General features: G+C 58.4%; 22 protein-coding genes, 1 tRNA gene and 1 pseudogene. 16 read left to right on the forward strand and 8 right to left on the reverse strand.

Going from position 1 to position 22,987, the window contains the following annotated elements; genetic code table 11:
• Positions 1 to 27: 27 nt before the first annotated feature.
• The gene (locus ACW9UQ_RS09405; RefSeq protein WP_458930765.1) at positions 28 to 615 is read right to left on the reverse strand and encodes an SDR family NAD(P)-dependent oxidoreductase; all 588 of its coding nucleotides are present in this window, start codon (positions 613 to 615) and stop codon (positions 28 to 30) included.
• A gap of 203 nt (positions 616 to 818) precedes the next feature.
• Here ACW9UQ_RS09405 and ACW9UQ_RS09410 point away from each other — a divergent pair, with 203 nt between their 5' ends.
• The 12 genes and pseudogenes from ACW9UQ_RS09410 to ACW9UQ_RS09465 all read left to right on the forward strand — a co-directional run.
• A complete protein-coding gene (locus ACW9UQ_RS09410; RefSeq protein WP_458930766.1) occupies positions 819 to 2,378 on the forward strand; it encodes a 2-isopropylmalate synthase in 1,560 nt (519 codons plus the stop codon).
• A 60-nt stretch (positions 2,379 to 2,438) separates the two neighbouring features.
• Entirely contained in the window at positions 2,439 to 3,131 is a 693-nt protein-coding gene (locus ACW9UQ_RS09415) for a DUF2161 domain-containing phosphodiesterase (protein WP_458930767.1), read from the forward strand.
• 83 nt (positions 3,132 to 3,214) lie between these two features.
• Entirely contained in the window at positions 3,215 to 3,847 is a 633-nt protein-coding gene (locus tag ACW9UQ_RS09420; protein ID WP_458930768.1) for a DUF2380 domain-containing protein, read from the forward strand.
• A complete protein-coding gene (locus ACW9UQ_RS09425; protein WP_458930769.1) occupies positions 3,780 to 4,124 on the forward strand; it encodes a RibD family protein in 345 nt (114 codons plus the stop codon). Before ACW9UQ_RS09420 ends, ACW9UQ_RS09425 begins: the two co-directional genes overlap by 68 nt.
• 44 nt (positions 4,125 to 4,168) lie before the next feature.
• Entirely contained in the window at positions 4,169 to 5,290 is a 1,122-nt protein-coding gene (gene ribA / locus ACW9UQ_RS09430) for a GTP cyclohydrolase II (protein WP_458930770.1), read from the forward strand.
• Positions 5,287 to 6,213, forward strand: coding sequence for a zinc-dependent alcohol dehydrogenase (locus tag ACW9UQ_RS09435; protein WP_458930771.1), 927 nt, complete (start codon positions 5,287 to 5,289; stop codon positions 6,211 to 6,213). The genes ribA and ACW9UQ_RS09435 overlap by 4 nt, the downstream gene beginning before the upstream one ends.
• Before the next feature lie 115 nt (positions 6,214 to 6,328).
• Positions 6,329 to 6,829 carry a hypothetical protein gene (locus ACW9UQ_RS09440; RefSeq protein WP_458930772.1) on the forward strand — a complete coding sequence of 167 codons (501 nt, stop codon included), beginning with the start codon at positions 6,329 to 6,331 and terminating at the stop codon, positions 6,827 to 6,829.
• On the forward strand, positions 6,762 to 7,292 hold the full coding sequence (locus ACW9UQ_RS09445; RefSeq protein ID WP_458930773.1) for a branched-chain amino acid ABC transporter permease: 531 nt from the start codon (positions 6,762 to 6,764) through the stop codon (positions 7,290 to 7,292). The genes ACW9UQ_RS09440 and ACW9UQ_RS09445 overlap by 68 nt, the downstream gene beginning before the upstream one ends.
• Before the next feature lie 12 nt (positions 7,293 to 7,304).
• On the forward strand, positions 7,305 to 7,538 hold the full coding sequence (locus ACW9UQ_RS09450; RefSeq protein WP_458930774.1) for a hypothetical protein: 234 nt from the start codon (positions 7,305 to 7,307) through the stop codon (positions 7,536 to 7,538).
• A 70-nt stretch (positions 7,539 to 7,608) separates the two neighbouring features.
• Positions 7,609 to 8,487, forward strand: coding sequence for a branched-chain amino acid ABC transporter permease (locus ACW9UQ_RS09455; RefSeq protein ID WP_458930775.1), 879 nt, complete (start codon positions 7,609 to 7,611; stop codon positions 8,485 to 8,487).
• A 95-nt stretch (positions 8,488 to 8,582) separates the two neighbouring features.
• Positions 8,583 to 9,929, forward strand: coding sequence for an ABC transporter substrate-binding protein (locus ACW9UQ_RS09460; protein ID WP_458930776.1), 1,347 nt, complete (start codon positions 8,583 to 8,585; stop codon positions 9,927 to 9,929).
• Positions 9,930 to 10,008: 79 nt separating this feature from the next.
• A pseudogene (locus ACW9UQ_RS09465) lies at positions 10,009 to 10,581 on the forward strand (ABC transporter ATP-binding protein); the annotation flags it as partial.
• 143 nt (positions 10,582 to 10,724) lie between these two features.
• On the opposite strand, the gene ACW9UQ_RS09470 reads toward ACW9UQ_RS09465, so the two are convergent.
• The 3 genes from ACW9UQ_RS09470 to ACW9UQ_RS09480 form a co-directional block, all read right to left on the reverse strand.
• Positions 10,725 to 12,224, reverse strand: coding sequence for a tripartite tricarboxylate transporter permease (locus tag ACW9UQ_RS09470; RefSeq protein ID WP_458930777.1), 1,500 nt, complete (start codon positions 12,222 to 12,224; stop codon positions 10,725 to 10,727).
• A 1-nt stretch (position 12,225) separates the two neighbouring features.
• Positions 12,226 to 12,708 (reverse strand): tripartite tricarboxylate transporter TctB family protein, encoded by a 483-nt coding sequence (locus ACW9UQ_RS09475; protein WP_458930778.1) that lies wholly within the window; start codon positions 12,706 to 12,708, stop codon positions 12,226 to 12,228.
• 61 nt (positions 12,709 to 12,769) lie between these two features.
• Entirely contained in the window at positions 12,770 to 13,753 is a 984-nt protein-coding gene (locus ACW9UQ_RS09480; RefSeq protein WP_458930779.1) for a Bug family tripartite tricarboxylate transporter substrate binding protein, read from the reverse strand.
• A 108-nt stretch (positions 13,754 to 13,861) separates the two neighbouring features.
• Between ACW9UQ_RS09480 and ACW9UQ_RS09485 the strand changes: the two genes are divergently transcribed.
• The 3 genes from ACW9UQ_RS09485 to ACW9UQ_RS09495 are packed head-to-tail and all read left to right on the forward strand — an operon-like array spanning position 13,862 to position 16,858.
• Positions 13,862 to 14,530 carry a response regulator transcription factor gene (locus ACW9UQ_RS09485; RefSeq protein WP_458930780.1) on the forward strand — a complete coding sequence of 223 codons (669 nt, stop codon included), beginning with the start codon at positions 13,862 to 13,864 and terminating at the stop codon, positions 14,528 to 14,530.
• Complete coding sequence (locus tag ACW9UQ_RS09490) at positions 14,523 to 15,872, forward strand: sensor histidine kinase N-terminal domain-containing protein (protein ID WP_458930781.1); 1,350 nt, start codon at positions 14,523 to 14,525, stop codon at positions 15,870 to 15,872. Before ACW9UQ_RS09485 ends, ACW9UQ_RS09490 begins: the two co-directional genes overlap by 8 nt.
• On the forward strand, positions 15,851 to 16,858 hold the full coding sequence (locus ACW9UQ_RS09495) for an ABC transporter substrate-binding protein (RefSeq protein WP_458930782.1): 1,008 nt from the start codon (positions 15,851 to 15,853) through the stop codon (positions 16,856 to 16,858). Before ACW9UQ_RS09490 ends, ACW9UQ_RS09495 begins: the two co-directional genes overlap by 22 nt.
• A 324-nt stretch (positions 16,859 to 17,182) precedes the next feature.
• Here the strand turns inward: ACW9UQ_RS09495 and ACW9UQ_RS09500 are convergent.
• The 3 genes from ACW9UQ_RS09500 to ACW9UQ_RS09510 all read right to left on the reverse strand — a co-directional run bounded on the left by ACW9UQ_RS09500 (position 17,183) and on the right by ACW9UQ_RS09510 (position 19,840).
• Positions 17,183 to 17,257, reverse strand: a tRNA-Gly gene (locus ACW9UQ_RS09500).
• 64 nt (positions 17,258 to 17,321) lie between these two features.
• Positions 17,322 to 19,214 (reverse strand): monovalent cation:proton antiporter-2 (CPA2) family protein, encoded by a 1,893-nt coding sequence (locus ACW9UQ_RS09505; RefSeq protein WP_458930783.1) that lies wholly within the window; start codon positions 19,212 to 19,214, stop codon positions 17,322 to 17,324.
• Positions 19,214 to 19,840, reverse strand: coding sequence for an NAD(P)H-dependent oxidoreductase (locus ACW9UQ_RS09510; protein ID WP_458930784.1), 627 nt, complete (start codon positions 19,838 to 19,840; stop codon positions 19,214 to 19,216). The genes ACW9UQ_RS09505 and ACW9UQ_RS09510 overlap by 1 nt, the downstream gene beginning before the upstream one ends.
• Positions 19,841 to 19,965: 125 nt before the next feature.
• Between ACW9UQ_RS09510 and ACW9UQ_RS09515 the strand changes: the two genes are divergently transcribed.
• A complete protein-coding gene (locus ACW9UQ_RS09515; protein ID WP_458930785.1) occupies positions 19,966 to 22,311 on the forward strand; it encodes an ATP-dependent helicase in 2,346 nt (781 codons plus the stop codon).
• A 203-nt stretch (positions 22,312 to 22,514) separates the two neighbouring features.
• On the opposite strand, the gene ACW9UQ_RS09520 is transcribed toward ACW9UQ_RS09515, so the two are convergent.
• Positions 22,515 to 22,832, reverse strand: coding sequence for a TFIIB-type zinc ribbon-containing protein (locus ACW9UQ_RS09520; RefSeq protein ID WP_458930815.1), 318 nt, complete (start codon positions 22,830 to 22,832; stop codon positions 22,515 to 22,517).
• Positions 22,833 to 22,987: the final 155 nt, after the last annotated feature.

Genomic DNA, 22,987 nt, shown 5'->3' on the forward strand with positions numbered 1-22,987 from the left:
TCAGCGCGCTCAACGCCCTGAAGAAGTTCATCCAGAATTTCCTTTGAGATAGTCATTCATGCTTCCTTTCGGTGAAGCATGAACCGGATCAGTCATACACAAAAGACCGGACACTCTCCGCCGCTTTAGCTCAATCGAAGCGGTGCGCAGGATCTGGTTCTGCGTGGCTTTCGAGGCCCGATAAGAATACCAGCCCCCCAGATGGTTATCGCCAATCGACCCGACCCGCGCCGACAGGCTGGCAAACACCGCCCGCCCCTGCCGCGGCATCAGCGGTGCAAAATGCTTTAGCAGCAGTGCCGGGCCAATCGCATTCACTGCAAATTGCGCCGCCATCGCCTTTGGGTCGATCTCGGCCAGTGCTTTCTCTGGACCGTTTCCATCAATCTGCAATCCCCCGGTCGCATCAAAAATTAGATCAAACGGCCCTGACAAAGTCTCTGCCACACGCCGCACGGATGCTTCATCAGTGATATCCAGCCCATCCTTCGACCGGCTGATCAAGGTAACACGGCCCGGCAGAACCCCGGCAAGCGCCTGACCGATGCCGCCACTGGCCCCGATCAGTAAACAGTTCTTGAACCCAGCGTCATCCATAAGCCCAGGATGCCGCATTCTCCGACAATATCCAACTCCCTGACATTTGAACTTTAACTTCACACATAACCGCCTATACTGCGCGCCATGATACGAAGCGCATATAAGTTCCGTCTGGACCTACTCCTCCTTAGCCGCCTCTGAGCGTGCCGGGATAACGGCGCGCGCGCTCAGAGGAGCATCGTCCGCGCCGACACATCCAAACGCTAAGGAACATCAAAATGACCAACACATCCAAACAGGACCGCGTCTTGATTTTCGACACCACGCTGCGTGACGGTGAACAATCGCCCGGCGCGACCATGACCCTGAGTGAAAAGCTGGAGATTGCCACGCTTCTGGACGAAATGGGCGTCGACATTATCGAGGCTGGTTTCCCTATAGCCTCAGACGGGGATTTCGAAGCGGTCAGCAAGATCGCGGCGCAGGCCAAAACCTCTGTCATTTGCGGGCTGTCGCGTGCCAATGAAATGGATATCGACCGCTGCTGGGAGGCGGTGAAGCACGCCAAAAACCCACGCATCCACACCTTTATAGGCACCTCGCCCTCGCATCGCGACATCACGCGGCTGGATATGGACGGCATGGTCGATCGGATCCACCAGACCGTGACCCATGCCCGTAACCTCTGCGAGAACGTCCAGTGGTCACCGATGGATGCAACCCGGACAGAACGCGATTATCTGTGCCGCGTGGTTGAAACCGCCATCAAGGCCGGGGCCACGACCATCAATATCCCCGACACTGTTGGTTACACCGCCCCGCGCGAAAGCGCCGAGATCATTGCCGATCTGCTGGCCCGCGTGCCGGGCGCAGATGAGATCACCTTTGCCACCCATTGCCATAACGATCTGGGCATGGCGACGGCGAACTCTCTGGCCGCGGTGGAGGCCGGGGCGCGTCAGATCGAATGCACGATCAACGGTTTGGGGGAACGCGCGGGCAACACCGCGCTGGAAGAGGTCGTTATGGCCCTGCGGGTGCGCAACGACATCATGCCGTTCCAGACCGGCATCGACACGACCAAGATCATGCAGATCAGCCGTATGGTCTCAAACGTGTCGGGCTTTGCGGTGCAGTATAACAAGGCGATTGTCGGCAAGAATGCGTTTCTGCATGAAAGCGGCATCCATCAGGATGGCGTGCTGAAAAACGCCGAAACCTTCGAGATCATGCGGCCCGAGGATATCGGCCTCAACACCACCAACATCGTCATGGGCAAGCATTCGGGCCGTGCTGCCCTGCGGGCCAAGCTTGAGGCGCTGGGGTATGAGCTGGGGGATAACCAGTTGAAGGACGTTTTCGTCCGGTTCAAGGCGCTGGCAGACCGCAAGAAGGAAATCTATGACGACGACCTAATTGCCCTGATGCGGGACAGCAGCACACAGGCCGCGCATGACGGCATTCAGGTGAAATCCCTGCGGGTGATCTGCGGCACCGAATCCCCGCAATCCGCCGATCTGACCCTGACCATCGACGGTGCGGACCAGCAGGTCACAACCCAAGGCGACGGCCCGGTGGACGCGACGTTCAATGCCATCAATCAGTTGATCGACCATGACGCAACGCTTGATCTTTATCAGGTGCACGCCGTGACTGAGGGGACGGATGCGCAGGCCACGGCCTCTGTTCGGATGACCGAAGGCGGCAAGATCGTCACCGGTCAATCGTCGGATACCGATACGATCGTCGCCTCGGCCAAGGCTTATGTCAACGCGCTGAACAAGCTTATGGTCCGGCGCGAAAAGACCGCCCCGGCAGATATCGAGCAAAGCGCATAAAATGCAAAACATCAGGCAGGGGGGATTCCTTTCCCCTGCCCTTTGGTTCATCCTGCCTGCATGGCAAAACCGCGCGAAACGGATCTGTATCCCCCGATCAAAGCCTTCCTCGAAGCGCAGGGTTACGAAGTAAAGGCCGAGATTGGTGCCGCAGATGTCGTCGCCCTGCGCGAGGGTGGGGATCCGGTGATTGTTGAGTTGAAAACCGGGTTCTCCCTGACCCTGTTCCATCAGGCCATCGCGCGGCAGGCTGTGACTGATTTTGTATACGTTGCCGTTCCCCGCACCACTGGAAGAGCAGCCTACAAGTCCCTGCAAAGCAACAAAAAGCTATGTCGCCGCCTAAGGCTTGGCCTGCTGACCGTGCGACTAAAAGATGGCCTCGTCGAACCGCATCTAGATCCCGCCTCATATGCCCCGCGCCAGATCAAAGCCCGCAAAACCCGCCTGCTCAAGGAATTCGCACAGCGCGTCGGCGATCCGAATACCGGGGGCCAAACCCGCAAGACACTCGTGACCGCTTACAGACAGGACGCCCTCCGCTGTGCGCTGGCCCTGCAATCCGGCGCCCTGAAAGCCGCCGAGGTCGCCCGCAAAGCGCAGGTCAGCCGCGCGCGCCAGATCATGGCCGACAATCACTATGGCTGGTTCACCCGCATCGCCTATGGCACCTATGAGCTGAAGGAAACCGGCGTCAAAGCCCTGACCGACTATGCCGAAGAGCTGAACAGCCTGTCCCATCCGGCCCCTTGACCCGCAGCCGCCTAAAGTACCGATTGATTTGATCAGGCCCCCTTACGATCATTAAAATCTCAGCAAAATCGGGGGATACCGCAATGCGTTGGATTGTCTGTCTGATCTTTACCCTGTTCGCACCGGCGCTATGGGCCGGGCCCGCGCCAACACTGATCATCATGGAACCCGAGATCGAGGGCGATACCTCGGACCCCGCACAAAAAGCCGCCTGGCCCGGCCGCTTAGAAAACCTGCAGGCTGAGATGCAGCGCGGTCTGGCAGAAGCCGGACTATATGATGTGTTGGACCCATCCGTCGCCGAAGCAGAGTTTGCCAAGCACCGCCTGCGCCGCGGCGTTTTCAGCTGCAAACCCTGCATCCGCGGCGTGGCCGAGGCATCGGACGCCGACAGGGTCCTTTCCTTGAAGGTGCATCGCATGAGCCAATTGATAATTTCTCTACAGGCCGTCATTCGCGACGCAGATACATTAAAGCGTTTCGAGTTTACCTTGAGACATCACATAAAATCGAAACGCGTACACCCTATCGGCTTATCACTGCGTTTCAGGATAATCTTTTGTCTCAGGTTTATCCCGAAACGCTTTAAATGTCCGCTATGCACGGCGTATCGTCATCCAATCCGTCGAAACTCCGCGTCCCGATGGCGTGGAAACCATCACACTTCCGCGATCCGGCTGGATATCACCGCAAGATATTGTCACATCCTTGCGTAGCCTGGGGTTCAGGCGCATATTGATCGAAGGTGGCGGCCTCACAATCACGCAGTTTCTTGAGGCTGGCCTGCTGGACCGGCTGCATATTGCTGTGTCACCTTTGCTGATAGGGTCGGGGCCGCAGTCCCTGACGACCTCGCCCGTTGGAACATTGGCCGCCGCCCGACGACCACAAACCCATGTGTATAACTTGGGATCGGATATCCTATTTGATTGCATACTGTCGCAGCAAATGAGCCGCCAGAACACAAGCCATCCGAATGCTCTGACGCTATGAAGACCTTATTCACCGGGCCAAACCCGACCACAAGGACCTGAAACGTGCAAAAGACTTCTGATACGACCTGCCTGACGCCGACACCGGCGGAACATATTGCGCGTGCTCAGTCCGATCTGCGCATGGGGCTTCCCAGTCTCTTTGTGCTTGGGGATGCGCGCGCCATCGTCGTCTCACCCGAGACGATTGGGCAAGCGCGGTTCGAAAGTCTGCAGACCCGGTTCGGCGCACCGGAACTGGTCATGACCCTGCGCCGCGCGCTGGCGGTTCTGAAACCGGCTGCGGCCTCCAACCTGACCGGTCGCGTGGTACGGATTAATCCGCCGGAAAACGCTGGGTTCGAGTGGTTTCAAACGCTGGTCGATACCAAATTTGACCGCCCCAATACCCTGATCGGACCGCTGCATATCCTGCGAAACGGCGAAACAGAGTTGCACGGCCTGGCCGTTGATGTGGTTAAGAATGCGGAACTCCTACCAGCCGTCGCACTCTTCACCGCAGGCCCAGAGGACACGCTTTCCGACCTGTCGCTTATGCCTGTCGATGTCGCGCAGGCTGTCGATGTCATTCTGGCGCAGCCGTCGCCGATGCCCGTCTCGGCTGCCGGACTTCCGATTGAGGCGCATGAGACCAGCCGCCTGCACGTCTTTCGCGACCCGACCCGCCAGACAGAGCATTATGCGCTGGAAGTCGGCACGCCGGACCGATCAAAACCCGTCTTGTCACGACTACATTCCGCCTGTTTTACGGGGGACGTGCTGGGCAGCCTCAAATGCGATTGCGGGCCGCAGTTGCGCGCCGCCCTTGCACGCATGGGCGAAGAAAGTGCCGGGGTTCTCTTGTATCTTAATCAGGAGGGTCGCGGCATCGGGCTGGCCAACAAGATGCGGGTCTATGATCTGCAATCTCAGGGGTTCGATACGGTCGAGGCCAACCACCGGCTTGGCTTCGAGGATGACGAGCGTGATTTCCGCGTTGCCGCCAAGATGCTGCGGGCGCTGGGGTTCGAGGAAATTCGCCTTCTGACCAACAACCTTGCGAAGATCAGGACCTTTAAGGAGAACGGGGTCAATATCGTTGAACAACTGCCCCTGCGCATTGAGACAAACCCGCATAATGAACACTATCTGTCCGTCAAAGCGATGAAGTCCGGGCATCTTCTGTGACCACGGACCGCACGCTCCGCGCGCTTTGGATCACCGGGCGGGAAACGGCTGAGTGCCGCGAGGGCGACCTGCGCGACGCCCCCGGTGCTGTCTCAGTGCGAACGCTTTATACAGGCATCAGCCGCGGAACCGAGCGGCTGGTGTTTCAGGGCAATGTCCCTGAAAGCGAATACGAGACCATGCGCGCACCTTATCAGGAAGGCAGTTTTCCCTTCCCGGTCAAATACGGTTACGCCGCTGTGGGACAAATCGAAAGCCCCGACCGGGCGGGCGAGACCGTGTTTGCCCTTATCCCGCACCAGACCCGCTTCGCCCTTCCCGCAGAGACCCTTTGTACCGTTCCCGCCAATGTGCCACCGGCGCGCGCTGTGCTGGCGGCAAATATGGAAACGGCACTCAACATCACCTGGGACGCGCAGATCAACATTGGCGACAAAATCGTTATTGTCGGCTGTGGGGTCGTCGGCGCGCTGACGGCCTATCTTGCCGCAAAGGTTCCCGGATCAGAGGTCACTGTCCTTGACACCAACCCGGACCGGCGCGGTCTGTCAGAGGCGCTGGGATGCGGGTTTTCAAGCCCAGATTCCGCAACCACCAAAGACGCCGATGTCGTGATCCACAGCTCAGCCAGTGCGGCTGGCCTTGGCACGGCGATCTCAATGGCAGGTATGGAAGCCTCGATCATCGAGGCCAGTTGGTACGGCCAACACCCGGTCGAAGCCCCCCTTGGCGGGCGCTTTCATCAAAGACGGCTGCGGCTGGTCAGTTCTCAGGTGGGACGAATTCCTGCCCGGCAGGCCGCAAGGTGGTCCTATCACCGCCGCCTGACCAAGGCTCTGGCCCTATTGGCAGACCCGGTGCTTGATTTGCTGATCTCTACTCCGCTGGGGACTCAGTTGATCCGGCGATGCTGCGATTTTTGAGACCATCGGTGTCAATCTCAAGCAACTCTATGGCACCACCGAAACCGGCTACTACACCGCGACCCACCCCAACGGGGACGTCAAGGCAGACACCGTTGGCAAGCTGGCCGACGGGGTGGAGGTATCGTTTTCGGACAATCAGGAAATTCTTGTCCGGTCGCTTGGGTTGTTTGCCGAATATCTGGGCGACCCGGCCGCAACCGCCGCCGCCAAGACTGACGAGGGGTGGTTCCATACCGGTGATATCGGCCATCTTGGGACGGACGGTCACCTTCGGGTGGTGGACCGCATTGCCCATGTCGGCAAGCTGTCTGATGGCACCGCCTTTGTTCCGCGCCCGCTGGAAAACCGTCTGAAGTTCACCGCCTATATCCGCGAGGCCGTGGCGATTGGCGATGACAAGCCATTTGTCAGCCTGCTGATCGACATCAACACCGCCTCGGTCTCGCAATGGGCGAACCTGCATGGCGTCACGTTTACCGGCCATGCCGATCTGGCGCAGAACGCCAAAGTTGGCGCGATGATCGGCGATCTGGTGGCACAGGTGAATGCCGATCCCGGATGTGCCGATGATGTGGCTTGTGGATCAAACCGGCATCTATGTGTCGACCCTTGATATTGTTGCCGGTGCGGTTGCGATCATCATGGTGGTGGCGCTTGCGTTGCTGTTTTCCAAAACCAAGGTCGGCCTTGGCCTGCGCGCCGTTGCCGACAGCCATGCCGCCGCTCAGTCGATTGGCATTCCGCTAAAGAATATCTGGATGATGGTCTGGGCCACGGCCGGGGTCGTCGCGCTGGTGGCGGGAATGCTCTGGGGGGCCCGTTCCGGTGTGCAGTTCGCGCTTGTCGGGGTCGCACTAAAGGCGCTGCCGGTTCTGATCATAGGCGGTTTCACATCGGTTCCCGGTGTGATCGTTGCCGGGCTGATCGTCGGTGCGACTGAGAAACTGGCCGAGGTTTATATCGGCCCCATTTTCGGGGGTGGCATCGAAGGCTGGGCCCCATATATGCTGGCGGTTTTCTTCCTGATGTTCCGCCCCGAAGGCCTTTTTGGCGAAAAGCTTATCAGGCGCGTGTGAGGGAGACATCAGATGTATTATCGTCAAGCCGGACAATTCCGTACCACTTATGGACAGGACGCCCGCCTGATCCCGTTTCGTGAGGATCGCTGGATCCTGATCGCGATCCTGGCCGTTGCGTTTTTTGTCATCCCGAACACGGCCAGCAACTATTGGCTAAAGCGTTTCGGGATAAACCTGAGACAAAAGATTATCCTGAAACGCAGTGATAAGCCTATATGGTGTACGCGTTTCGATTTTATGTGATGTCTCAAGGTAAACTCGAAACGCTTTAAGCGCCATTCTGATCCCCTGGCTATGCTTTTCGCTAGTCGCCTTGGGCCAGAACATCCTGATGGGCTATGCCGGGCAGCTGTCGCTTGGCTCTGCCGGGTTCATGGCAGCAGGGGCCTTTGCCTGCTACAACCTGATCCTTCGGATCGACGGCATTCCCTTTGTGGTCGCGGTGATGCTGTCCGGCGTCATTGCCGCTGCGGTCGGGATTGTTTTCGGCCTGCCGTCATTGCGGATCCGCGGGCTTTATCTGGCCGTTGCCACCCTGGCCTCGCAGTTCTTTATCGTCTGGGTGATCGACAAATTCGGCTGGTTCAAGAACTACGACAGCTCGGGCATTATCACAGCCCAGGACATCGTGATTTTCGGCAAGGAGTTCACCACCCCGGCCGAGATGTATCTGGTCGTGCTGGCAATCGTTGCCGTACTGACCTTGCTGGCGATGAACATGGCCAGGGGCAGCATCGGGCGCAACTGGATGGCGGTGCGGGACATGGATGTCGCGGCGGAGGTCATGGGGCTTTCGTTGCTGCGCACCAAGCTGCAGGCCTTTGCCATTAGTTCGTTCTATTGCGGTGTCGGCGGCGCGCTGTTTGCCTATACCTACCTTCAGTCGGTGGAGCCTGCGGCCTTTGATATCAACCTCAGCTTCCGCATTCTGTTCATGGCGATCATCGGCGGGCTGGGCACCATCATCGGGGCTTATCTTGGCGCGGCCTTTATCCTGCTGCTGCCGGTCTTTCTGAACATCTTCTTTCACGCCATTGTCGGCGATGCGGTCGATGCCACCGTTATCTCGGCCTTCGAGCAGGTGATCTTTGGCGTCATGATGATCGTCTTCATGATCTACGAACCGCTTGGCCTCGCCGGGCTTCTGGAACTCGCCCAGGAGCGGATGCGGCTTTGGCCATTCAAACGATAACAGATTTCCCAAACACAACAGGAGGCTTTTGCACACCGACCGTAGCGATTTCCAAGTCCATTTTACGGACCAAACCAGAAGAGAGATGTCTGACGATGAAGGGATTACTTCAACGGGCCGCGCCCGGCCTTTTCGCAGCTTGCACCTTTGCGACCGTTCTTGCCACACCGCTCATGGTCATGGCCGAAGACACGCAATACATGGCTGTACCAAGCAGCCGCGTCGGCCCTTATTCCGCAATGGGAACAGGCTATTACGGCGCGATCATCGACTATATGAACTACGTCAACAAAACCGGCGGTGTGAACGGTGTGATGCTTACCTGGCAGGAATGCGAGACCGAGTATAACGCCGCGCGTACCGTTGAATGCTACCAACGCCTGTTGAACAACGGCGATAAGAAGATGGTGGTGTTCGACACGTTGGGCACACCGGGGGCCTATGCGGTCATCAACCGGATGAAAGATGATGAGGTCGTTCTGGCGCAATATGGCTACGGCCGGACCGATGCGGCTGACGGCACCGTCTGGCCCTGGGTCTTCAACGCGGCCAGCCACTATTGGTCACAGATCGCGGTAAAGATGAACTTCATGGCCCAGCAAGAGGGCGGTGTCGAGAATATGCGCGGCAAGAAGATCGTGCATCTGCATATCGACAGCGCCTATGGCCGCGAACCGCTGCCCGCGATGCGCAAGATCGCCGAGGATTGGGGCGTCACGCTGGTGGAAATCTCCATCCCGCCACCCGGTCTGGAGCAGCAGTCGCAGTGGTTGCAAATCCGCAAGGAACGCCCTGATTGGGTGACCTTCTGGGGTGCAAGGTCGGGCATGAACTCCACCGCTATGACCAACGCGGCCCGCGTCGGGTTTCCGCGCGACCGGATGATGTATGTCACCTTCGGCGGTGCCGAAGAGGATATGGTGCCTGCCGGTGACGCCGCCATTGGCACCTATGCTGTGGCCAATGCGGTTCCGGGCCGCGACTTCCCGCTGGTCAAAGACATCATCAAGGTGGTCTATGACGAAGCTGGCGAAGGCAACATGGCCAACCCCGACCGGGTCGGCACCGTCTACTACAACCGTGGTCTTGGCGCGGCTGTCATGTGGACCGAAGCGATGAAAAACGCGCAAGAGATGCATGACAAGGTCGGCAAGGAAGTCACCGGGGCCGAGTTCCGCGACGGCTATGAGGCGCTCAACATGACGCCGAAAAAGCTGGAGGAAATTGGCATCGGCGGCATGGTCGCCCCCTTCAGCCTGAGCTGCGAAAAGCATGACGGCGCAGGGGAGTTCAAGGTGATGCAGTGGGACGGGAAACAGTTCCAGATGGTCACCGAAGACTGGGTCGCCCCACCGGATCCCACCTTTATCCGCGGGCTGGTGGAAAGCTCTGCCGCCAAATTCGCCAGCGAAAACGGCGTGACACCGCGCGACTGTTCGTAAAGCGCGCGACGGCAAACCGTGCAGGGCCGTGCCAACCGGCCCTGCACATCACATGACATGTCTTAAGGATCAGATCACGATGAGCGTTCTTGAACAGCCCGCGACAACGGACAAAGCCCCGACAAAGACCACGCCGGTCCTGGCGGTAAAGAATATCGAAGTGATCTATGACAGCGTGATCCTTGTGCTCCGCGGCGTCTCGCTTGAGGTGCCCAAGGGCCGCATCGTCGCCCTTTTGGGGGGCAATGGCGCAGGCAAAAGCACCACATTGAAATCCATTTCGACCATGCTGGCCTCGGAACGCGGCAAGGTGACCAAGGGCTCCATCGACTTTCTGGGCAAGCGCATCGACACGCTGACCCCGGTCGATCTGGTCGGCATGGGCATGGTTCAGGTGATGGAGGGCCGGATGTGCTTCGGCCATCTGACGGTCGAGGAAAACCTGATCGCCGGAGCCTATTCCCGGTCCCTGTCCAAGGCGGAAATGCGCAGCGAACTGGACCGGATCTACACCTATTTCCCCCGCCTCAAGGAACGCCGCACCAGTCAGGCAGGATATACCTCTGGCGGGGAACAACAAATGGTTGCCATCGGCCGCGCCATGATGGCCCGGCCCAATATGCTGCTGCTGGATGAACCCTCTATGGGTTTGAGGGCCGTGCCTTTGGCGTCTCGCGAACGACTAAGCCGTCGGGCAGCACTAGGTGATCAAGGTTTTAGTATGACGCTTTAGGCAGTCAGCCCACGCAAATCATAGCTGCGATGGTGCTTGCACAAAAGGCGTCCCCTTAATAGTCACCCACCGTTTTCCTGCGCCTTCGCGCGCCGTGCGCGAAAGCTTGGCAGGACGATCAGGATCGCAGCAATAACCAGCAGTGCCAGCGTTATCGGACGCTCCCAAATGAATGAAATACCATCATAAAGCTGCATTGAGCGGGCGAAGTTGTCTTCCATCATTCCGCCCAGAATGAACCCAATCAGAAGCGGGGCAAGCGGGTAGTTGGCAAACTTCAAAGCCGTGGCGCAGATACCGAACCCGACCAAAAGCAACAGCTCTGTCGCATTGTTTTGGCCGATATAAGCCCCCATCAGGGTGAAAAACAGAATGAACGGGATCAGATAGTTACGCGGCACAGCCAGAACCTTGGCGATATAGGGGATCAGCGGAAGGTTAAGGATCAGCAAGACAAGATTGCCGATGAACATCGACATGATCACCGCCCAGAAAATCTCCGGCTCATCCACCATCAGGCGCGGCCCCGGCGTCACATTCAAGGCAATAAGCGCCCCCAGAAGGATCGCGGTTGTGCCCGAGCCGGGAATGCCAAGCGTCAGCAGCGGAACGAAAGAGCCGGTGCAAGCCGCATTATTGGCGGTTTCCGGTGCAGCCAGCCCCTTGATCGAGCCTTTGCCGAACGCCTCCTGCTCGTGCTTGGGCGCGATATTGCGCTCAACCGCATAGCCCAGGAAACTGGCGATGGTCGCCCCTGCCCCGGGCAGCACACCGATGAAAAACCCTTGCAGCGATTGCCGTCCGATGACCGGCGCAATAGCCTTTGCCTCGGCGCCGGTGATGCGCAGGTCTTTGATCTCACTGTCGTCGCCTTGCAGGTTCTTTGGCCTCAGGACAAGAAACAGCGCCTCTGGCAAAGCGAACATGGCCATGGCCAGCGTGATGAACCCGAAACCGGACTGCAGGTCCATGATCCCCATGGTAAAGCGGGGCATATTGAACAGCGCGCCCTCCCCAACCGTCGCCATGATCAGCCCAATAACCGTCATGATCATGGCCTTGGCCACCTGCCCCTTGCCCGAGAAGGCCGCAATGGCAGACAGCCCAACCACCATCAGCGCGAAATACTCGGCCGAGTGAAACAGCAACGCGACCGAGGAAAGCGCGGGCGCAAATACCATCAACAGCAAAGCACCAATGGTTCCCCCTGCAAAGCTGGCAATAGCCGCAATAGTCAGCGCCTTGCCCGCCTTGCCCTGTTGCGCCATCGGATAGCCGTCAAAGCTTGAGGCGACAGTTCCCGCAACACCGGGCGCATTCAGCAGGATCGACGAGGTGGAGCCGCCAAAGATCGCACCATAGTAGACACCGGCGAGCAGGATCAGCGCAGCGGACGGATCGCCCATCGAAATCGCAATCGGGATCATGATCGCGATGATCGACATCGGCCCAAGGCCAGGTAGCATGCCAATGAAAGTACCGATCAGACAGCCACCAATGACCATCAGAAGGTTTTGCAGCGACAGGGCCGTTTGCAGGCCGATCAAAAGTCCGTCGATCATGTTAGCCCCCCAAAAAGCCTGGCAGCGGGCGCATGTAAATTCCCAGCACCTCTTGCACAAGGTACCAGACGGCAACGGTCGCAATCACCGCGACAGGGACCATGACCAGCCATTTACGTTCGCCCAGAATAAACGAGCCGAGAAGCAGAAAGGCCGAGGTCGAAAGCAAAAACCCCAGCGGCCGCAGGCAAAGCGCATAGGCAACCATAAGGCCAAGCAACAAAAGCGCCTGCCCAAGGTGGTAGTCCCACAAGCGGCGATAGTCGATCTCGGCCTCTTTCGGCGTGCTTTTTTCAAAGCCCAGAAGAATTGACAGACTGGCAACGATCCCAAGGATCGACAGGACCTTTGGGAAGGTGCTTGGCCAGATGGGATTGCGCCGCATGAAAGGCGCAAGGCTGCTGTCCATGGTGAACCAGGCGGCATATCCGTATGCAAGGCAGACGCCCAGCAAGATCAACGCTATCCAGCGGTCCAGTGCCATGTTTTCCCTTCCCATTGGCAAGATACGGCAGGGCGCAGTATCGCCCTGCCGATTGGCTAGATCACAGGAAGCCAAGCTTTTTCATCAGATCGCCGATGACTTTCTCCTGACCTTCAAGGAAGGTGCGGAATTCATCGCCCGAGTTATGGATGTTGACCCAACCGTTGCGGGCGCGCACCTCTTCCCATTCGGGCGTCTCATACATCTTGGCGATGGCATCCTGATACATGGCCAGCGTGTCCTCGGGCAGGCCGGGGGCCGCAAAGAACCCGCGCCAGTTGACAAAGGTGGTGTCGATGCCCTGCTCTTTCATTGTCATCACATCAGGGGCCGCATCAATGCGGTCGTCGGATGTCACGCCAATGATCTTGACCTCACCCGCCTTGGCCAATTCAACAGCTTCGGAAAACCCGGTAGACAGCGCTGCGATTTCGCCTGAAAGCAGCGCCGCCATGGCTTTGCCGCCCGCATCATAGGGGATGTACTTGACCGCAAGCGCATCCTTGCCGGCCGCCTCCATGACCATGGCCGCCACAAGGTGATCCATGCCGCCCGGCACCGAACCACCGCCGATTGCTGTGCCAGACGGGTCAGCGTCAAAGGCCGCCAGCAGATCGGCCATTGAATTGATCGGGCTGTCCTTGCCCACAACGATGGCCGCATAGTCCCCGATTGTGCCGGACACAAGTGTCAGATCGCGGAAGTTATGCGGAAACACACCCGTTAGGGATCGGATCACGATGGGCGTCGAATTCACCATCAACGTACCGTGGTTGCTGTCGGCGTTTTCAATCAGATAGCCGATGGCCTTACCGCCACCACCGCCGGACATGTTTTCATAAGACGCGGTGCCAACCAGCCCTGCTTTGGTCAGTGCTTCGCCCGTGCCGCGTGCTGTGCCGTCCCAGCCACCACCAGCGCCGCCGGGGATCAGAAAGTGGATGCTATCCAGAACCTTATGGCTATCGGCTGCCGCAATACCGCTAAGCCCAACGGCGGCCACAGCCGCAAGAAGGGCGCGGCGGCCCAGTGTAAATTTCGTCATTTTGTCCTCCCATTTGACAACTGCCCGCGTAGCGGCTCAGTTGATCCGAAGAAAAGCACCCGAACCTGACACTAACCTGTCACACTTGAACATTCGTGCGGAGATGGGATGAAATTTCTTCTGATCGAAGACAACAAGGACCTTGCCAACGCGGTTGTTTCGCGCATGCGCCTGGACGGTCATGTTATTGATCATGCAGAGAAATTAGATGATGCGAAAGCCTATGTAGCCACTGCGGACTATGACCTGATCCTGCTTGATATAATGCTGCCCGATGGTGATGGCCGCGCCTTCCTGCAGCAGCAGCGCGCCCGAGGGCTGGATACGCCGGTGATTGTTCTGACGGCGCGCAGCCAGATATCAGATCGAATCGGATCGCTTGATCTTGGCGCGGATGACTATGTCACGAAACCGTTTGACCACGCCGAGCTACAAGCGCGCTGCCGTGCTGTCCTACGCCGAAAATCCGGCAACTCAACAACCCGAATTGAACTTGGCGGGGTGGTGTTTGATCCGGTGGCCGGGCATCTGACCATTGATAGCGAAGCCGTCACGCTGCGAAATCGGGAACTGCGACTTCTTGAGCTTTTCCTCAATGCGCCGGGGCAAGTGTTTTCCAAACACAAGCTTGCGGACCGCTTGTTCTCATTCGACGACGACGTGTCGGAAAACGCGATTGAGGTTTATATCGGCCGACTGCGCAAGCATCTGCGCCCCTCGGCCCTCAGGATCACGACGCTGCGCGGGCTTGGCTATCGGCTGGACCAAGATGACTAGTCCGGTGGTGTCCGGTTCCCTGCGCAACCGCCTGGTGTTGACGCTGATCGGCGGGGCTGCCCTGCTTGCGCTTTTGTTGTTTTTCGCGGTGCGAAACTACGCGATGCTGGTCGCACAACAAGGGCAGGACAATATCCTAGACGCATCGGTCACCTCTATGCTGGATGCCGCTGCGATCCGCGACGGGGCGGTGGAACTTGACCTTCCGTATTCGGCATTCTCCATGCTGACCACTCCCGCAGACGACAGGGTTTTTTACGCGATACTGCGGGATGGTGAATTTCTGTCAGGGTATGAAGATCTGGCATTTTTTGACGACGCAACGTTCCAATCCGGCAACTTTCGCGGCGCGGAAGTTCGGAAAGTCAGCGCCGACCGTATCCTGATTGGCGAGAACGAGCGCACGAAAATCCAGATTGTTCTGGCCCAGACACAAGATGCCCTGTCAGAGACGCTAAACCAGATTTCGCGCAACGCCGCCCTTTTGGGGATCGGGTTCTTTGCGCTTGCCGCCGCGCTTTCCTTTTGGGCAACGTCAGCAACCATCGGTCAGCTTGGCAGGCTGACCAGCTCCGTCACCCGGCGCGGCCCGCAGGATCTTGGGCCGTTCACCAAACCGGTCCCACGGGAAATGGCCCCCCTTGTGGCCTCGTTGAATTCTCTGATGGGGCGGCTTGATCAGTCACTCAGCCAATCTGAAGACTTTATCGCAGAAGCCGCACATCGGGTGCGCACACCTTTAGCAACAGTCCGGTCATACGCAGAAGCCACATTGCAGCGTGTTGACAAGGAAGAAAACCGCGAGGCAATGCGCTCCATGGTGAAGGCCATTGATGAAGCCTCGCGCGCGGCCGGTCAGTTGCTGGATCATGCGATGACAACCTTTCGGGCCGATCATCTGGAACGCCAGGATATCGACCTTACCGAATTGGCGCGCGATCTGGTTCAGCGCATGATGCCAATCGCCGAGATGAAAGATCTGTCGCTCTCATTGCACGGGGACCCGCACGTCCCCTATTCCGGCGATCCCATCCTGATGCAGAACGCAGTGCGCAACCTGATCGACAACGCGATGAAATACGGGCCGGTCGAAAGCAGCATCGAAATCACCGTTTCAAACGCGCCATCGCCCAGGATCACGGTCTGCGATCACGGCCCTGGCTTTCCAACGGATGAAATAGAAAACCTGACTGCGCGGTTCCAGCGCGGGGCCAATGCGACGGACACCATTGGATCAGGCCTTGGGCTCACCATAGCGCGGGACGTCGCTTCGGCTCATGGCGGCGTCATCGAGCTTAAAAACCAAACCGGAGGCGGCGCATGCGTAACCTTATCGCTTTAGCCATGGTCGTCCTGTCTCAAGCCGTCTGGGCCGATGAATGGGAGGACCGGCAGATCTTCAACACGGCAGGCACGGTGACAACCCTGCGCATTATTTCCAGCACCGACACCGACCTGTTTCAGCCACTGATCGAGGCGTTTGTGGCGCAAAGCCCGGGGGTCACCATCGAATACCTTGTGACCGGCACAGCGGATATTGATAAACGCGTCCGGGCCACGCCAGAGGCTTTTGACATTGCAATCTCCAGCGCCATGGACCTGCAGCTAAAGCTCGCAAATGACGGATTTGCCCTGCCCTTGGAAGACGTGGTCCACCCTGCCTGGGCAGAGTGGCGGCAAAGCCTGTTCGCCTTTACCTCTGAACCGGCCGCCATCGTGATCAACAAGGCCGCGTTTGACGGATTGCCCATCCCACAGACGCGGCAAGACCTGATCGAGGCGTTACGGGCAAGGCCAGACCTCTTCAGAAACCGGGTCGGCACATACGACGTGCGAAAATCTGGGCTGGGCTATCTGTTTGCGACACAAGACGCCCGAGCCTCCGAAACCTTCTGGAGGCTGATGGAAGTGATGGGCGCACTTGATGTGCGGCTGTATTGCTGTTCGGGTGAGATGATAGACGATCTGACCGATGGCACACTTGCCGTCGCCTATAATGTGCTTGGCAGCTATGCAGAGGCCCGTGTCGAAAACCGAGACAAGCTTGACATAATCTTGCCCGCCGATTTCCCGACAACAATGATGCGCACCGCCCTGGTCTCCAGCGCCACAAAGGACCCTGAAACCGCCCAGCGTTTCATACAGTTTCTGGTCGCATTTCAGTCTCGCCCAACCGAAGAAACCCACTCACTGCCACCGCTGCAGGGCAGCCAAAACAGCGCGGAACGCGCAACCATTGCCCTTGAGGCTTCGCTTTTGACTTTCCTCGATACCTTAAAGCGCGACAAATTCATTGCCGAATGGGAAAGCGCGTTAATTCAACGCTAAAAGCGGCTCGTGCCTTTGGCGGTGCAAAGATGCGGAAGGTTCTTGTTCTCTAGCTTTCTCCACCTAAAGCGTTTCGGGATAAACCTGAGACAAAAGATTATCCTGAAACGCAGTGATAAGCCTATATGGTGTACGCGTTTCGATTTTATGTGATGTCTCAAGGTAAACTCGAAACGCTTTAAAAAGCGCAGTGCAGGACATCCGGCTCCATGGGATGAGGCAGTGCAATGGGAGAAATTTGACTTTATCTTCAGCCCACGCACAAGGCCCGCAAACAAACTTTTGCTGCCCAAGCCATCATCATAAATGGGAGAAAAATTCAAATGGAGCGGGCGAGGCGATTCGAACGCCCGACCCTTACCTTGGCAAGGTAATGCTCTACCCCTGAGCTACGCCCGCTCTCTTGAACGTGTGGCGGTTATAAGGATTCGTGCGGGACGTTCAAGCGGAAAAATGCACGCACTCAGTTACCATCGCGCTCACGCTTTGGCGGCGGACGCCAGGCGCGCTCGGCCTGATCGTTAAACTCGGTTCTAAGACCACTGACCGCGGCGTTCAAATCAGCGTTCAGTTCGCGGGCCTTGGCCAGATAGGCCTGATTGTCCGTCAGGTCGAGATCGGGGTCCCACAGCGCCGCCAGCTCTGCCAGATGCCTGCGATCCTGATCCGCATAGGTTTTGGCGGTCTTATGCACCGCAAAAGGATGGTGCCCCAGGGCGATCAGGGCATAGCGGCCGGCGCGGATCGAACTGTCAAACGCCTCGCGCACGATCTGGCGCGCACCGGCGGCATAAAGCTGAAACGTGTGGATGCGGTCATAGGCGCGGGCAACGATGCGGACATTCGGATGTTCCCGCGTGACATAGCGCACCAGCTCGACCGACTTGGCCTTGTCATCCAATGCCACAATCAGCACCTGCGCATCCCGAATACCGGCCGCCAGCAGCAATTCCGGACGGGACGGATCGCCAAAATACCCCTCCACCCCGACCTTGCGCAGCCCGGCGATCAGATCGTTATGATTGTCCAAGACCACCGTGCGATGGCCCTGTGACATCAACAGCCGGTTCACCACCTGACCAAAGCGCCCAAGCCCTGCAATGATCACAGGGGCGGAGCGGTCAATCGTATCCTCGGGCGGCTTTTCCACGGTGATGCGGTGCGCAATCACCTTGTCAAAGAAGATGAACAGCGCCGGGGTGAACAGCATCGACAAGGCAATGATCAGCGACAGCCAATCGGCCAGTTCCTCACCCAGCACCGCGTTCTGGGTCGAAAAATTCAGCAGCACAAAGCCAAACTCGCCCGCCTGCGCCAAGGACAGCCCGAAAAGCCACAGATCAGCGCGGGCCAGCTTGAAGACCAGGCCAAGCAGCATCAGGATGACGAACTTCCCCGCCATCAGGGCCAGCACCAGCCCCAAGATCATCATCGGCGTGCCAAACAGCAGGCCAAAGTCGATCCCTGCCCCCACGGTGATAAAGAACAGGCCCAGAAGCAGCCCCTTGAACGGCGCGATATTCGATTCCAGTTCATGCCGGTATTCGCTGTTGGCCAGCACCACACCGGCCAGAAAGGTGCCCAAAGCCGGGGACAGGCCCACAGCGTTCATCGCCAGCGCAATGCTGACCACCAGCAACAGAGCGGCGGCGGTGAAAATCTCCTGCAGATGCGCATGGGCAATGAACCGAAAGATCGGGCGGGTCAGGTAATGCCCGCCGGCTACAATCGCTCCCACCGTGCCCAGAACGATCAAGGTTACCGCCCAGCCGGGCAGACCGTCGATCATGCTGGACATCGACGCATGACCGTCTCCCTCATGCGGGGTGGCATGCATCAGCTCTGGCATGGCCAGAAGCGGGATGATGGCCAGCATCGGGATCACAGCGATATCCTGCGCCAGCAGTACCGAAAACGCAGACCGCCCGCCCTCGGTCGGTTGCAGACCTTTTTCATCAAGCGTCTGCATCACGATCGCGGTGGAGGACAGCGCCAGCACCAATCCCACCGCCAGCGCCACGGTCAAAGGCTGACCCAGAGCAATCGCGGCAATCGCCACCGCAAGGGTTGTCAGGCCAATCTGCAAACCGCCCAGACCAAACAACCGCGTCCGCATCGCCCAAAGCGCACGCGGATCCAGTTCCAGCCCGATCAGGAACAGCATCATTACCACGCCAAACTCAGCATAATGCCGAAGGTTCTCTGTCTCGGCCCCCACAAGACCCAATACCGGGCCGATCACCACACCGGCGATCAGATATCCCAGCACCGATCCCAGCCCCAACCGGTTCGCAACCGGCACGGCCACCACGGCTGCTGCAAGATAGACCGTGGCCTGAAACAGCAGCCCTTCCATCAGCTGCCCCGTGTCAGTTGATCAAGATGACCGGTCAACTGATTAAGCTCCTGCGCGGCATCAATATCCAGCCGCTCCTCCTGCAAGGCAGCAACCAGCCGCCGCCATTCTGCCACATGGGTGCCGACGCGCCCGTCCTCCTGCGCAGCCCTTGCGTCATACAGAACAAAGGGCGGCAGATAGGTCATGCCGCAGAAAAACGCCGTCTGCTCAATCGGGCGCAGCAATTCGCGCAACGAATGATTGTTGAACCCGTCCTCGGAATAATCCTCCTGCCGCGCGGCTGAGGTTGTGGCGCAGAACATCACCTTGCCATGCAGCGCTGTGCCGCCGGGGCCAAAGGCAAAGCCATGCTCCAGCACGATATCCTGCCACTGTTTCAGGATCGGCGGGGTGGAGTACCAGAACAGCGGGAACATAAAGACGATAATGTCATGTTCGCGCAGCCGCGCCTGCTCCTGATCGATCTTTATGAAACTGTCGGGATAGTCTTCGTAAAGATCGATCAGTGTGACATTGGCCATGCGTTTCGTGGCCCGCGCCAGCGGCTGATTAACCTCGGACGCTTCAAGGTTGGGATGCGCAAACAGGACGAGGATGCGGTTATGGTGGTCAGATTGCGTCACGCCGTGGCCTCTTGTTGCGGTCAACTGCTTGATAGCGCGGCGGGTTTGCCAGGTCGAGGGGCTGGCGCAGAACAAGTCAAGAACATACCTTTTCTTTGCGTCCCACCCGCGTTACACCTGAGGGCATGAGTGATGCATCTGACTCGGATGATTTTGACGCGTGGGAAGGCAGCAGCCTGTCGCAACGCGCCATGGCGCAACGCCCCACGCCCTATCTTGACGGGCTGAACCCCGACCAACGCGCGGCGGTCGAGGCATTGGACGGCCCGGTTCTGGTCCTCGCCGGGGCCGGCACCGGCAAGACCCGCGCCTTGACCACCCGCATCGCGCATCTGTTGAACACCGGCACAGCCCGGCCCAATGAAATTCTGGCGGTGACCTTCACCAACAAGGCCGCGCGCGAGATGAAGGACCGCATCGGCCAGCATATCGGCGGCGTGATCGAGGGAATGCCATGGCTGGGCACCTTCCATTCGATCTGCGTAAAGCTCTTGCGCCGCCACGCCGAACTGGTCGATCTGAAGTCAAACTTCACCATTCTGGACACCGACGATCAGATCCGCCTGCTGAAACAACTGATCCAGGCCGAGAATATCGACGAAAAACGCTGGCCCGCCCGGATGCTGGCCGGGCTGATCGATCATTGGAAAAACCGGGGCTGGACACCGGACAAGGTGCCCTCGTCCGAGGCGGCGGCCTATAACCACCGCGGGACCGAGTTTTACGAGCTTTACCAGCAACGCCTGCTGACCCTGAACGCCGTCGATTTCGGCGACCTGCTGCTGCACGTCCTGACCATCTTTCAAACCCACAGCGATGTGCTAGAGAAATACCAGCGCTGGTTCCGCTATATCCTTGTGGACGAATATCAGGACACCAATGTCTCGCAATATCTGTGGCTGCGGCTGCTGGCGGGCGGGCACAAGAATATCTGCGTTGTCGGCGATGACGACCAGTCAATTTATGGCTGGCGCGGGGCCGAGGTGGGCAACATCCTGCGGTTCGAAAAGGACTTTCCGGGGGCCGAGGTTGTGCGGCTGGAACAAAACTACCGCTCCACCCCGCATATCCTTGCCGCCGCCTCGGGCGTGATCGCCGGGAATGAGGACCGGCTGGGCAAGACCCTTTGGACCGAAGCGGCCGATGGCGAAAAGGTCCGCCTGATCGGTCATTGGGATGGCGAGGAAGAGGCGCGCTGGATCGGCGAGGATATCGAAGCCTTCCAGAACGGCACCCGCGGCCATGACCCCTATTCGCTGGATGACATGGCGATCCTTGTCCGCGCCTCCTACCAGATGCGCGCCTTTGAGGATCGCTTTCTGACCATCGGCCTGCCCTATCGCGTCATCGGCGGCCCGCGCTTTTATGAGCGGATGGAAATCCGCGATGCCATGGCCTATTTCCGCGTCGTGGTCAGCCCTGATGACGACCTCGCGTTTGAGCGGATTGTGAACACGCCCAAGCGGGGCCTCGGCGACAAGGCCATCCAGACCCTGAACCTGATCGCGCGCGAGCATCGTACCAGCCTGCTGGATGCCGCGCACCTTGCAGTGCGCGACAAGGCCCTGACGGCACGGGCCTGCAACTCGCTGGGCGCGCTGGTCGAAAGCTTCGACCGCTGGTCCGCGATGCTGCAGGACGGGCATGACCATGTCGAACTGGCTGAGGTCATTCTGGACGAATCCGGCTATACCGATCACTGGAAGAACGACAAATCGCCCGAAGCTCCGGGCCGTCTGGACAACCTGAAAGAACTGGTCAAGGCATTGGGAGAGTTCGAGAACCTACAAGGTTTCCTTGAACATATCAGCCTTGTGATGGAAAACGAAAACGACGAACCCGGCGCCAAAATCTCCATCATGACGCTCCACGGGGCCAAGGGTCTGGAGTTTCCCATCGTCTATCTGCCAGGGTGGGAGGATGGCCTGTTCCCCTCCCAACGCTCCATGGATGAAAGCGGCCTAAAAGGGCTAGAGGAAGAACGGCGTCTGGCCTATGTCGGCATCACACGGGCCGAGGAACTTTGCACCATCAGTTTTGCGGCCAATCGCCGGGTCTATAACCAATGGCAATCCGCCCTGCCCTCACGCTTTATCGACGAGTTGCCCGCCCCTCATGTCGATGTCCTGACCCAGCCCGGCCTCTATGCCGGGGGCTATGGGGCGGCGGCCAGCAACACGTTGCAGGATCAGGCCGCCCGCGCGGATGTCTACAACTCCCCCGGGTGGAAACGGCTTCAGGCCAGGCAGGGCCAGCACGGCATGTCGCAACCGCGCGAGGCACGCAACATGGTGATCGACGCCGAGGCCATTAGCCCCTACCAGCTTGGCGAGCGGGTGTTTCACCAGAAATTCGGCTATGGCGCGGTGATCGAGATCGAAGGCGACAAACTGACCGTCGCCTTTGAAAAAGCAGGCACCAAAAATGTCGTCGCGGCTTATGTCAGCCCAGCGGACGCGGTGCCGTTCTGAAGTTGCACCGGCAGACTGCGGCGTTTTACTAGATGCTCAACCTCAACACTGCGGCCTGTCAAAGGTTATCGCTATATTTAACCTCGCAATAAACCTGAAACATCAGACCACCTAACACGGTGAAATCTCGGATTTCAGGCTGCGTTAGATGACTAAGTTTTTCGTATGACGCTCTAACTCTGCGACCTCAGAAGTCGAATAACTCACTTAAAGCGTTTCGGGATAAACCTGAGACAAAAGATTATCCTGAAACGCAGTGATAAGCCTATATGGTGTACGCGTTTCGATTTTATGTGATGTCTCAAGGTAAACTCGAAACGCTTTAACATGGAGCTTTTCCGCTTTTTTGGCGCCCTGTGATCTTTGTGGTCATCACGATATGACACGCTTGGGCTGACCTCTGCCGAACGGTCGATTATCTTCTCCAACTCGCCTCGGTCCAGCCAAACGCCACGACATCTGGGGCAATAGTCGATCTCGACGCCGCTGCGCTCCGTGACCACGAGGACTTCTCCGTCAATTGGTCATTTCATATTATTATCAGTTCCTTTCTGGCTTTTCTTTCACTTACTTTAGGGTTCGCCAAAACACTGGAACAAGGCCAACCCCTGGACCGCCGTCTCGCAAACTCGGGTTGCGCAGTGACTGCCTATGACTGATAGATCGCCATGACGGG

This window comes from Halovulum sp. GXIMD14793, from assembly GCF_054457435.1.